Annotated in this window: 12 protein-coding genes; 6 read left to right on the forward strand and 6 right to left on the reverse strand. The window is 41.7% G+C overall.

The annotated features are described in order from the left end of the window. The 4 genes from L990_RS09250 to L990_RS09265 all read right to left on the reverse strand — a co-directional run. Nucleotides 1–1,364 (reverse strand): lytic transglycosylase domain-containing protein (locus L990_RS09250; RefSeq protein WP_052180876.1); only part of this gene is annotated, 1,364 nt, incomplete at its 3' end. Nucleotides 1,365–1,385: 21 nt separating this feature from the next. Further along, nucleotides 1,386–2,333, reverse strand: coding sequence for a DUF5683 domain-containing protein (locus L990_RS09255; RefSeq protein WP_156121477.1), 948 nt, complete (start codon nucleotides 2,331–2,333; stop codon nucleotides 1,386–1,388). Between the two features lie 17 nt (nucleotides 2,334–2,350). Then, entirely contained in the window at nucleotides 2,351–3,265 is a 915-nt protein-coding gene (locus L990_RS09260) for a ParB/RepB/Spo0J family partition protein (RefSeq protein WP_047447961.1), read from the reverse strand. Between the two features lie 33 nt (nucleotides 3,266–3,298). Continuing rightward, nucleotides 3,299–4,099: a ParA family protein gene (locus tag L990_RS09265; RefSeq protein WP_047447963.1), complete on the reverse strand. Its 801-nt coding sequence runs from the start codon at nucleotides 4,097–4,099 to the stop codon at nucleotides 3,299–3,301. 221 nt (nucleotides 4,100–4,320) lie between these two features. On the opposite strand from L990_RS09265, the gene L990_RS09270 reads away from it, so the two are divergent. Further along, on the forward strand, nucleotides 4,321–5,268 hold the full coding sequence (locus tag L990_RS09270) for a diacylglycerol/lipid kinase family protein (protein ID WP_047447966.1): 948 nt from the start codon (nucleotides 4,321–4,323) through the stop codon (nucleotides 5,266–5,268). Nucleotides 5,269–5,279: 11 nt separating this feature from the next. Here L990_RS09270 and L990_RS09275 read toward each other — a convergent pair whose 3' ends face one another. Continuing rightward, nucleotides 5,280–6,248: a lysylphosphatidylglycerol synthase domain-containing protein gene (locus L990_RS09275; RefSeq protein WP_047447968.1), complete on the reverse strand. Its 969-nt coding sequence runs from the start codon at nucleotides 6,246–6,248 to the stop codon at nucleotides 5,280–5,282. 58 nt (nucleotides 6,249–6,306) lie between these two features. Between L990_RS09275 and rsmA the strand changes: the two genes are divergently transcribed. Beyond that, complete coding sequence (rsmA, locus tag L990_RS09280; RefSeq protein WP_047447969.1) at nucleotides 6,307–7,086, forward strand: 16S rRNA (adenine(1518)-N(6)/adenine(1519)-N(6))-dimethyltransferase RsmA; 780 nt, start codon at nucleotides 6,307–6,309, stop codon at nucleotides 7,084–7,086. A gap of 21 nt (nucleotides 7,087–7,107) precedes the next feature. Here the strand turns inward: rsmA and L990_RS09285 are convergent, their stop codons facing one another. Further along, nucleotides 7,108–8,376 (reverse strand): ABC transporter permease, encoded by a 1,269-nt coding sequence (locus L990_RS09285; protein WP_052180878.1) that lies wholly within the window; start codon nucleotides 8,374–8,376, stop codon nucleotides 7,108–7,110. A gap of 214 nt (nucleotides 8,377–8,590) precedes the next feature. Here L990_RS09285 and purH point away from each other — a divergent pair, with 214 nt between their 5' ends. From purH to L990_RS09305, 4 genes are read left to right on the forward strand one after another with little or no spacing between them, the layout of a single operon-like run. After that, nucleotides 8,591–10,111 carry a bifunctional phosphoribosylaminoimidazolecarboxamide formyltransferase/IMP cyclohydrolase gene (gene purH / locus L990_RS09290; protein WP_047447971.1) on the forward strand — a complete coding sequence of 507 codons (1,521 nt, stop codon included), beginning with the start codon at nucleotides 8,591–8,593 and terminating at the stop codon, nucleotides 10,109–10,111. Nucleotides 10,112–10,139: 28 nt separating this feature from the next. Continuing rightward, nucleotides 10,140–11,162, forward strand: coding sequence for a rod shape-determining protein (locus tag L990_RS09295; protein WP_047447973.1), 1,023 nt, complete (start codon nucleotides 10,140–10,142; stop codon nucleotides 11,160–11,162). A gap of 15 nt (nucleotides 11,163–11,177) precedes the next feature. Continuing rightward, nucleotides 11,178–12,005, forward strand: coding sequence for a rod shape-determining protein MreC (mreC, locus tag L990_RS09300; RefSeq protein WP_047447975.1), 828 nt, complete (start codon nucleotides 11,178–11,180; stop codon nucleotides 12,003–12,005). Further along, a complete protein-coding gene (locus tag L990_RS09305; RefSeq protein WP_047447977.1) occupies nucleotides 11,998–12,504 on the forward strand; it encodes a hypothetical protein in 507 nt (168 codons plus the stop codon). The genes mreC and L990_RS09305 overlap by 8 nt, the downstream gene beginning before the upstream one ends. Nucleotides 12,505–12,507: the final 3 nt, after the last annotated feature.

A 12,507-nucleotide genomic window follows, 5' to 3' on the forward strand; every position in this document is an offset into this window, starting at 1 on the left:
GCAGGAACTTTTTTATTGGCATTTTGTGCTATTGCAGAGTTGGGCTTGCTACTCGCTGCTATGACCTCTTTTTTTATGGTTAACTTTTGTCCTGCTACTAGCCTGTTTTTACGTATTTTCCCTTTATTCCATTTTTTTATAGAGGCTACATCTACCCCAAATTTATCTGCAATAACAGAAAGAGTTTCTCCTTTGCGAACCTTGTGGTAGATGGTTTTATGTTCGTTAGTCGCGGAGTCTTCCCCATTCGAAGCCATTAGGGAAGGGAAGTTATTTTGGACAAAGTAGAGGGAGTCTCTCTTATAAATTTCGTCCTCTTTAGCAATAAACTGCGAAGCAGAGCTTAGAGGTAAAATAAGGGTGTACGTTTTTTCAATTCCAGGAATAATATCTTTTTTATACTGAGGATTGAGTTCTCGTAGTTGATCGACAGATACAGGGAGGACATCTGCTATTTGTTGAAAATGGAGCATTCTATTTACCTGAATGGAATCTGTCGCTCTAGGAACAGTCATTGTACGAGGGGTAAGGTTATGCTCTCTGTAGTATTTTACAAGGTACGCCGCAGCAATAAAGTTGGGCACATAGCCTCGGGTTTCTTTGGGCAGATAGTTGTAAATAGCCCAGTAGTTCTTACTTCCTCCAGCCTTACGTATTGCTTTATTTACGTTGCGAGGACCGCAGTTGTAGGCGGCAATTACAAGAGTCCAGTCTTTGTATACCTTATACAAATCTTTTAGAAATTTGGCGGCAGCTTCGCTTGCCGCAATAGGGTCGCGGCGCTCGTCAATAAATGAAGTTATGTTCAGGTTGTACTGCTTGCCAGTACCATACATAAACTGCCACAGGCCTGTTGCACCAACTCTCGATACCGCAATAGGGTTTAGTGCGGACTCTATAATTGGAAGATACCTTAATTCTATGGGGAGATCGTACTTGTCAAGTGTTTGTTCGAAAATGGGGAAGTAGTAATCGGTTAACCCTAATATCTTCTCGGCTACATGGCGACGTCTTATGGTGTACCATAGAATTGATGCTCTAACAACATTGTTGTAAGGGAGATCAATAAGGGATGGAACCTTCGCTAATCTTTTTATGAAAACGGAATCGGGAATATCAGAAGGAATTACGGCGTCGTTACCTAAGAAGTCTGCCGCAAGATTTGTCGTGTCTAAGGCGCTTTTGCTTGACCAAGCAAGAATTAAGCTATCCGCACTTTTTTCGTAGTGTTTTAATTTAACTTCATCAGGAGTGTGATACTTGTCAGGAATTTGCTCTGCCGATAAAGTTTTACTCGGCAATGCAGTCAAGCCACCAATCGTAATGGAGGTAGCAAGGATCAGAACACTCTTGAAGGTTGGCATAAAAGGTAAATTAAAAAGTTTCTAAAATTTGAAGGTTAGCTTCATTCCTGGAGCAAAAGGGTTGCTTTGTTGAGCTACCCAATAGCCATCGTTGACAAAAGTTGGTTCTATTTTTACTGAAAGGTTGTCGTCTATTTCGTAATCGTACAGGCTGGCATCTACGTTAGCATCAATAATGTTTAGAACGTAAAGTGCAGCACATCCGATTATTGCGTAATCTCGATTTCGCCTGTAGTAATCTCTTACAGATTTAAGCTGATCCGGAGAGCGTTTCCCGTTAAACTCATCAACTGTGTTTGCATCATTATCTGTTGCATAGTTGTAGGCTCTCTTGTATCTTTTGTATTCGCTTCCTGTAAACGATATGGCATAGCCAAAAGCAGTAAAACCTCCATATAGGATCGGTACTTTCCAGTATTTCCCGTTGTAGACTTGTCCAAGTCCCGGGAAAATGGTGGAAAGGATGGTTGCTTTTGTGGGCGAATGCTCTTGGTTGTCCTTAAAGTTAACAACGGCATCAGCAATGCTCAGTAAGTATATTGCGCTGGCGGCTCCGTAAGAAATATTTCGATATTGCTTATACCTGATGTAATGATTCTGTAGATCATTAAGGTTGTTGGCATCAGGAAGCCTGCCTCCAATGCTGCTGAAATTGCCATTAAAAGCAGCAAAGTTGGCTGGATCTGTTGTCGCTATTTTGTAGCGATTGTAGGTTTCCTTGTAAAGCTGATTGCTTCTATAGCCAATGTATCCAAATCCAGCGATACCCGCATAAAAAATGGGGATCTTGTAGTACTGCTTGTTGATAAATTGACCAGAACCTGGCAAAATAGCAGAAAGCCCCCACACCTTTATGGCTGTAAGGGAATCTTTTTTAGGTTGCTCTACGTTCTTGGCCTTTTGTGCAAATACCGGATTTTGCATCAGCAGGATGGTCAACCAAATAAGTCCTAAGATACTCTTTTTCAATGTTCGTATGTTAAGCCCTAAAGCAAGCCGTCTAGTTGTTCTAATTTCTTTAGGATTGTATTAATCTCTTTTTCAGATTTGAATCCTATGATAATCTTTCCACTTCCTTTTGCACCTTTTTTTATGTTGATGTCTGAAGTGAACATTTTTTCGAGGTGCTCCACAACTCTAAAGTAGGAGTCTGGGAGGTCTTCTTCTCCGTTTTTATCTTCTTCGTCCTTTTTGCCTTCTGCAATCTTTTTTACAAGCTGCTCTATCTGTCGAACCGATAGATCCTCCTCTATAATCTTACGAAGAAGATCCAGCTGCAATTCTTGATCATCAATGTTTACCAGAGCTCTCGCATGTCCCATTGAAAGAAGACGTTTGCGGATGGCAAGCTGCACTTCTGCTGGTAGTTTTAGGAGGCGGAGGTAGTTGGTTACGGTACTCCGTTTTTTTCCAACTCTTTCACCCAAAACTTCCTGGGTTAGCGAGCATTCATCAACAAGACGCTGGTAGCTTATGGCAACTTCGATAGCATCAAGATCTTCACGCTGAATGTTTTCAACCAACGCCATTTCCAGCATACCTTGGTCGTCGGCAGTGCGGACGTAGGCGGGAATAGCCTTTAAACCAGCAATTTTAGACGCTCTGAAACGGCGTTCTCCGCTGATGATTTGGTATTGGTTGTCGTCAACCTTACGTACGGTAATAGGCTGTATAATCCCAAGTTCTTTGATCGAAGCAGCTAACTCGTTGAGCGCATCTTCGTCAAAATGGGTACGAGGTTGGTACGGATTGGTTACGATTTTCTCGATTTCAATCTCGTTAATCAGCTCAGATTTTGGTAAAACGCTTTCGGTCGTTGGGGCTGGTGCCGTATTCTGGGTTGTAGAAGCCTCCTCTATAAGAGCGCCAAGACCGCGACCTAATGCCATTTTTTTACTCATGCTATCTTTGTAGAATTATTGATTGATAACGAATTATACGGTTTCTTTTTCTTGCTTTTTGGCCATAGCGGGATCGTTCTTTTGAAGAAGTTCCTTGGCCAAATTTAGGTAGTTGGTTGTTCCTGTTGAGGATGCGTCGTACAGAACAACTGGCTTTCCGAAACTTGGAGCCTCGCTAAGCTTAATGTTGCGCTGAATGATTGTTTCAAATACCATTTGCTGGAAGTGCTTCTTTACTTCGTCTACAACTTGGTTGGAGAGTCTTAAACGAGCATCATACATGGTTAAAAGGAAACCTTCGATGGCAAGCTGTGGGTTTAGTCTGCTTTGGATAATCTTAATGGTATTAAGCAGTTTACCTAAACCTTCAAGCGCAAAGTACTCGCATTGCACAGGAATGATAACAGAGTCGGCGGCAGTTAGCGCGTTAACGGTAATCAAACCAAGTGAAGGAGAGCAATCTATAAGTATGTAATCGTACTGATCTCTTACCTTTTCGATTACCGATTTGAGCATTTTCTCCCGATTAGGAAGGTTGAGCATTTCTATTTCAGCACCAACTAAATCAATATGAGATGGGATTAGGTCAAGTCCGCCTATCTCGCAGTTAAGTATTACGTCTTTGGCTTCCGCTTCATCAACCAAACATTCGTAAATGCTTGTTTTAATGGTGCGAAGGTCAAAACCGTTGCCTGACGTTGCGTTTGCCTGAGGATCGGCATCGATCAGTAAGACCTTTTTCTCAAGTACAGCAAGGCTTGCAGCGAGGTTTATCGCAGAGGTTGTTTTACCAACCCCTCCCTTTTGATTTGCTAATGCAATAACTTTGGCCATTCCCTAATATTTTTATATTACTGACTGCAATAATAGCAATAAAACTCTAAAATATGAGGTTGGCATTTCTACACTTTCATATTTTACAGCGATTGCTTAGAAATAGTTTCCAGGGCAAAGGTATTACTTTTTTTGAGCCCAGAATCAGTTGTGGATTTTGTGTTGATAACTCATCTTTTATTTTAACTTTGCTCGGGCTGTATTTAATACTGTTTTAAAAGATGGCAAATGACAAGTGGTTTGCGATAGTGAACCCTAAAGCTGGTAAGGGGCGTGCCGTGGTAGACTGGCCCCGGATTTCGTGGATGCTAACCGATGCTGGAATCGATTTTGACCACGTTTTTACTCAAAAAAAGTACCATGCTGTAGAGCTAACGGTGAGGGCAATTCGCAACGGCTACCGAAAAATCATATCGGTTGGTGGAGATGGTACGCTCAATGAAATTGTAAATGGAATTTTTATTCAGCAGGAGGTTAAGACGACAGACGTTCTGCTGGCGATGATGCCTTTGGGTATTGGAAACGACTGGATCCGCATGTACGGTATCCCTCGCACTTATGCAGATGCAACAATTGCTATAAAGGAGAGCCACTCCTTTCTCCAGGATGTGGGAATGGTGAAGTATTACGAGGCGAAGGTTCATCATACTCGCTATTTTGCCAATGCGGTGGGTATTGGGTTTGATGGGTATGTCGCTATTGGGTTTAATAGGTTGAAAGAGGCCGGGAAGAAAAGTAAGTGGCTTTATGTGATAAGCATGATCAAGTCGGTGCTTAGGTATAGGGCAACGAAGGTTGCTCTAAGAATCGATGATGAGAAAATCTCTGATGATGTCTATAGCATAACGTTGGGGATTGGTAAGTATAACGGGGGAGGTATGATTCAGCTCCCTAATGCTGTTGCCAACGACGGCTTGCTTGATCTTACTTTAATTCGAAAAATTAGCGGGCTGAACGTTCTTTGGAATATGCCTATATTATATAATGGTACTATCCATAAGCATTCTCGGATTACGGGGCATCGAGGTAAGGAGATTAGCATTCATTCAATCCCTCAAATTCCTATTGAGGTTGATGGCGAAAGTGTCGGTTATTCTCCTTTTGATATCTCCGTAGTGCCACGAGGAATAAACGTTGTTGTTGGTAAAGATTTTAATCCAGCCTTGTAATAAAGGTGCCATTACTCGGGTTGCTGTAATGGCGTTTTTCCTAATACTTCCTCTTTGAATGTTTTGAGCTCCTCAAGCGATATCCCATGGGAAATAAGAAATAGCATTCCTGGTATTGCTGGAATCATCATGTTGACGAACCAGAGTAAAACAGTTGCTAAGGCGGCAAGTGTTGCATCAATACCAAACATGGGAAAGAAAAGGGATGCTCCTGCGGCCCGTACGCCTAATTCTGTGAAGGAAAAGGACGGGATTGCTGCGTTTGCTAAAAAGGTAAGCGCGATGGCAAAAAACATTGGTTCGAACCTGACGCTAGGAGAAAAAAGTAGGAATATAAGCCAAAGCTGAGTGCAAAAAACGAAGTATCGGACTAAGGAGAGCGCAACAACGAGTAGCGCTCTGCTCATTCGAAGTTTTCCAATTCTGTTTTCGAAGAATCGCATGGCAAACCAAATGAGAATGGCGGCTAGCGCTACGATTATGAGTTGTGATATGGCCAATTTGAAAATGCCAGGAAGAGTGCTGCTGCTTATATGAATTAGCGCTAGAGAACCAAAAATGGCGGTCGCTAGCAGCTGCGAAAAAGAGCAGAATGTGGCTGGTAGCAGCCCTCTAACCCTGAATTTTTGGGGCAGCATGTAGCTTCTGGTGAAAGGATCGCCAATGCGGTTAGGCGAAACGAAGCCCCCTGCAATGCCACCAAGTACCTGTTTGAATGAATTTTTAAATTTCCCTCCGTATTGAGATACAAGTAGATGCCATTTTACCGTTTCTATAGTTAAATTTGCCGCTAGAAAAAGGGCTATTGCCGTGGTTAAGAAAATAATCACCCAGCCTTTAGTTGCCGTTATTTTGCTAAATGCAGCAAGAAGGCTGGCCGTTTTAATATTGTACACAAGCAGAACGATGCATAGAAGTGCGAATAAAAGTTTTATAGAAATGAGTATTAGCTGCTTTTTTTTATCTTTTGCAACGTTCATATGTCCTACTTGTGGGTTAATTGGCGTAATTTGCCACAAATTAAGTAAAAGAATTTAGATGAACTACGTTCGCCCTAAAAAGAATCTAGGTCAACACTTCCTTAAAGATTTGGGTATTGCCCAGCAAATTGTAGAGGGATTGAAGGCTGAAACTTATCAGCAAGTAATTGAGATTGGCCCAGGGATGGGGGTGCTTACTGATATTTTGTTGCAGCGTAACGATATTGAGCTGTTTGCTGCGGAGGTCGATGGAGAATCGGTCGAATATTTGAAGGTAAGGCATCCTGAATTTGCAAAGGAGCATCTGCTATTTGGCGATTTTCTTAAGATGAAGTTGGACGATTTATTTCCTCAAAAATTTGGGGTGATTGGAAATTTTCCGTACAACATTTCGTCGCAAATATTTTTTAAGGTGCTCGATTATAAGTATCAGGTAGACGAGGTGGTTTGCATGCTACAAAAGGAGGTTGCGGAACGGCTTGCCGAGCCCCCAGGAACAAAAACATACGGTATTCTTAGCGTTCTTTTGCAGGCTTACTACGATATAGAGTACCTGTTTACGGTTCATGAGCATGTCTTTAATCCACCTCCGAAGGTTAAAAGCGCCGTTATTAGGTTAAAACGAAATGGGGTAGCTAGTCTTGATTGCGACGAGGTGCTATTTAAGAAAGTTGTTAAGGCAACATTTAACCATCGCCGGAAAACAATTAGAAATACAGTTAAACAGTTTGTGGGTAAAGATTCTCCCGAGCACGAGCTGTACAATGAGCGTCCGGAGCAGCTCTCCGTGGAGCAGTTTGTGGCGTTAACGAACCATGTTTCGAAGTATATGATATAGAAAAAGCCCCTAGGGGCTTTTTTATTTTGTGTTAATGGCAACTACCGGGTCTAGGTTTGCTGCATTCATTGCGGGTAAAAGTCCGGATATGAATCCAATGACAGCAGATATCGTTAACCCTTTTACTAGATTGTAAATGGTGAGGGATATTGTAAAATCGGTGAATACTTGGTTTATGATCAAGGTGCCTAGGAATACCAAGAGAAGTCCGATGGCTCCTCCTGCAACCGCAAGAAGAACCGCCTCATAGACAAATTGAAGGAGTATAAATGATTTTTTAGCGCCAAGAGCCTTTTGGATACCTATGATATTTGTTCTTTCTCGCACCGACACAAACATGATGTTGGCAATGCCAAATCCTCCAACAATAATTGATAGCCCCCCAATGATGATTCCTCCTATGTTGATAGATGCAAAGATGGCATCTGCCGATTGGGTTATGGTTGCCATTTCGTTTAAAGAAAAATCGTCTTTTTTTATTGGAGGAGTGCGCCTTATTTTACGCATAAGCATTCTTATTTCATCCTTTAATTCTCTTAGGGCGATGTTTTGTTTGCCTTTAATTACAATATTAACGCCTCCTTCGTAGGTTTTTAAGTTTACCAGCTTTTGGGCGAACATTACGGGTATGATTAGCTCATCGTCGATGGAACTGCTGAACGGCATTTTACCTTCACGCTTGAAAACACCTATTATGGATACTTTTTGAGCTCCTATTTTGATGCTTTTACCAAGAGGATTTTCACCCTCAAAAAGATCTTTTACGATATTGGTTCCTACAATTGCAACGCCCTTACCGCTTCTTGATTCTAGTTCTGTGAAGTATCGGCCATTTTGGATGTCGAACGAGCGTACTTTGTTGTATGAGTAGCTGACTCCTGTGATGGTTGAGTTGCTGGTTGCGTTTTTTTTGTACTTAACGGGGAAAGATAGGCTCGCGGTGAAGCAAACCGCATCGGCAGTTTGCGACATCTCCTCTATTTTGCGGGCTTCCTCTATTTTGGGAAGTGGGCGCCTCATGTACTCCCACCAAGGGTAATCTTGGCCACCAACCCAATCCCACTTATCTATATAAAGCGTATTTTCACCTAAAGTAGCTATAGACTGTTTTACGTTGGATTCAAGCGAATCTAAAAGAGTGGATACGGAGATAATTGCAAAAATGCCAATGGTGATACCAAATAAGGATAAGAAAGTGCGTAGTTTATTGACAGATACAGATGAAATGGCAAAAAGGAAACTTTCTTTTATGATGTTTGCTTGTTTACGATATGCTGTTTTATACGACATGTTAAATCGTTCTTTGTTGAGTTCCCCAATTTAGTATAAAAGTTTTGAAAATTAACATTGCTATGGCATATTGAGTGTTAATGGAAGAAAACATAATCAGTAGGCGTTGAAACTCATAAAAGTTTGAATTACATGGTAAAAATTACGAAAAAAGATTCTTTAAAATCGTTTTAAAAAGGACAGATAATTATCTTTGCGAAAAAATTACTAAGCTGTGGAAAGTAAGAAAATTCGTAGTGCACTAATTTCGGTCTTTTACAAAGACAAACTCGATTTAATTGTTAAAGAACTATCTAGGCTGGGTGTTGAGATCTATTCTACAGGAGGAACGCTCTCGTTCATTAATGATTTAGGGGTAGAAGCAAAGTCGGTGGAATCGCTTACAAGCTACCCTTCGATTTTGGGAGGTAGGGTTAAAACTCTTCACCCTAAGGTTTTTGGAGGAATTCTTGCTCGAAGAGAAAACCCCAACGATATCCAACAGCTTGGTGAGTATCAAATTCCAGAAATTGACCTTGTAATAGTTGACTTGTACCCTTTTGAGGAGACTGTTGCATCTGGCGCACCCGATCAGGACATCATCGAAAAAATTGATATAGGTGGTATTTCGCTTATTCGTGCAGCGGCTAAGAATCATAAGGATGTACTAATTGTAGCATCTCGCGATCAGTACGACGATTTACTAGAAGTTTTAAAAAATGGAGGAGAAACTACTTACGAGCAGCGTCGTAAGCATGCCGCATTGGCTTTTAGCGTTTCTTCGCACTACGATACTGCTATATTCTCTTACTTTAATGGAGAATTTGGGCTTCCTGTCTTTAAGCAAAGTTTAGAGGGGGGTAAGCCTCTTCGCTACGGAGAAAATCCTCATCAAAAGGCGGCGTTCTTTGGTAACTTTGCAGATATGTTCGAGCAGCTGAATGGTAAGGAGGTTTCTTACAATAATATGCTTGATATCGATGCTGCAGTAGGCTTGATAAATGAATTTAATGAACCTACCTTTGCAATCCTTAAGCATACCAACGCTTGTGGCCTAGCAACTCGCGAGACAATTGAAAAGGCGTATGTTGATGCGTTTGCTTGCGATCCAGTATCTGCATTTGGAGGCGTGCTGATTGCGAATAGGCCAATAAACAAGGAAGCAGCGGAGGAAATAAATAAGTTGTTCTTTGAAGTTATTATTTCCGAAGAATATTCTCCAGAGGCATTGGATTTGTTAAAATCGAAGAAGAATAGAATTATACTAAAAGCAAAAACGTTTGCTCTTCCTGAGTTGCAATTCCGCTCGTTGTTAAATGGTACGGTGGTTCAGGAACGCGATACGGCCGTGGAAGAGTTGGGCGATATGAAGGTCGTTACCAATGTTGCTCCTGCCAAATCGGATGTAGACGATCTTATTTTCGCGAATAAGGTGGTTAAGCATTGCAAGTCTAACGCTATTGTTTTAGCAAAGAATGGACAGCTGTTTGCGTCGGGTATTGGCCAGACTTCGAGGGTTGACTCGTTAAAACAAGCTATAGAAAAAGCTAAATCGTTTGGATTTTCGCTCGAAGGTGCCGTACTTGCATCGGATGCGTTCTTCCCATTTGCCGACTGTGTCGAGATCGCTCACAAGGAAGGCATTCGTTCGGTAATTCAGCCAGGAGGTTCGGTAAGAGATAACGACTCTATCGAATACTGCGACGCCAACGGCTTGGCAATGGTATTTACCGGCGTAAGACATTTTAAACACTAAAGTCAGAACAAAATAAAGAGAGTAAAATATGGGTTTGTTTTCATTCCTAACACCTGAAATCGCTATAGATCTTGGTACTGCAAATACCATTATCTACTATAACGATAAGATTGTTGTGGACGAGCCCTCAATTGTTGCCATCGACCAAAACACTGGTCGATTAGTAGGAATTGGGAACTCTGCTCGACAGATGCATGGAAAGACTCACGAGAATATCAGAACAATTCGTCCTCTTCGCGATGGCGTTATTGCAGACTTTAAGGCTGCAGAGATGATGATTCGTGGGATGATTAAGATGATTAATCACCGTAGCCGTCTATTCCCCAACAACCTTCGTATTGTAGTTTGTATTCCTTCAGGGTCTACCGAAGTGGAGGTACGTGCGGTTCGCGACTCAGCAGAGCATGCTGGTGGTCGTGATGTTTACATGATTTATGAGCCAATGGCAGCCGCAATTGGTATTGGACTCGATGTAGAGGCTCCCGAAGGCTGCATGGTTGTAGACATAGGTGGAGGAACAACTGAGATTGCTGTTATTGCACTTGGTGGTATTGTTTGCAATAAGAGTATTCGTGTTGCAGGGGATGGATTTACCTACGACATTCAGGCATACATGCGCTACCAGCACAATATTAAGGTGGGTGAGCGTACTGCCGAGGATATTAAAATCGCTGTAGGTTCGGCTCTTCCTGAGCTTGAGCATGCCCCAGACGATTTTATAGTTCGTGGTCCAAACATTATGACTGCACTTCCAATTGAGGTACCGGTTTCGTACCAGGAGGTTGCTCATTGCTTGGATAAATCTATAATGAAGATAGAAACAGCAATTCTGGAAGTGTTGGAGAAGACTCCACCCGAATTGTATGCCGATATTGTAAATCGTGGTATCTATCTTGCAGGTGGCGGTGCGCTACTTAAGGGCTTAGATAAGCGCTTGACAGATAAGATTAACATTCCTTTCCACGTGGCAGAAGATCCACTTCACGCAGTGGCCAGAGGAACAAGCATCGCTCTTAAAAACGTAAATAGGTTCTCATTCTTGATGAGATAGAACTTCAAATAAGCTATGGGTAACTTACTGAGGTTCTTTTTAAAATATCAGGTTTTTTTACTTTTTCTGCTGTTAGAGGTTTTATCAGTAGTTTTATTAGTAAACAACTCCTATTTCCAAAGAGCAAAGGTAGTAAGATATACAAGTGATATGGCCAGTGTTATCAATGGCCATATCACTAGTTTTACACAGTACCTTCATCTGAAGGAGGTAAATACCTCTTTAGCCGAAGAAAATGCTCGCTTAAAAAATAAGCTCGATTGGTATTTGTCGAAGGACACAACCATTCGTGGAAACAGGATTGACTCTACAAGAGGGTTAAACTACTCGTACCTTAAAGCTGAGGTTATTAACAACTCAATTAATAAGCAGCATAACTATCTCGTTATAGATAAGGGACAGGTAGATGGAATTAAGCCCGAAATGGGAATCGTGACAAGCGACGGTATTGTTGGAGTTGTTTTGTCTACATCAAAAAATTATGCGAATGTAGTTTCCATGCTTAACCAAAATTTTAGGGCCAGCGCCCGGTTGAAGCATTCGGAGTACTTTGGCTCTCTAGCATGGGATGGCAAAGATTACCGCTACATGAATCTTTCTGATATACCACAACACGTCAAAATTAAGGTTGGAGATACCGTCGAAACGAGCGGCTACTCTTCCCTGTTTCCTCCGGGGGTATTTATCGGATTGGTGGAGTCGTATAAAGTACAGGGAGGTAACTTCCTTCAGCTTAGGGTTAGGCTGAAGATCGACTTTAAAAAGCTTCGCTATGTGGATGTGGTTACCAGCTATCGTAAGGAAGAAATTCAAAAGTTAGAAAGCGCTGTTCCAAATGAATAATAATATCGTAAAATATTCGCTTGTTTTTGTGGCATTGGTGCTGGTGCAGGAGTTTGTATTCAACAATATCGAGCTCAACACCTACATGAATCCTTACGTTTACGTACTTTTTATTTTGATTCTGCCGTTTAGCATCAACCGCTCGGTGATGCTGCTTCTCTCTTTTTTGCTTGGGTTTTCTATCGATATGATGTCTGGAACATTGGGATTGCATTCGGCCGCATGCGTGGCGATTGGCTACATACGTCCTTTTATCCTTTCGATATTCATATCGCGCGAAGATTTTGAGCAGGAGGTGGCGCCAACAATTTCGGCCTACGGGCTAATGTGGTTTATTCGCTATGCTGCAGTGCTGGTGGTGATACATCACTTTATACTATTCTCGTTGGAGGCATTTACGTTTGTTGGATATTTCACAACGCTTGTAAGAATTTTTCTAAGCTCGTTGTTATCGCTATTCTTTGTGGTGCTTAGTGCGTACGCTTTCTCAAAACAGTAATTT

The sequence above is a fragment of the Alistipes sp. ZOR0009 genome (genome assembly GCF_000798815.1).
Taxonomy (GTDB): Bacteria; Bacteroidota; Bacteroidia; order Bacteroidales; family ZOR0009; genus Acetobacteroides.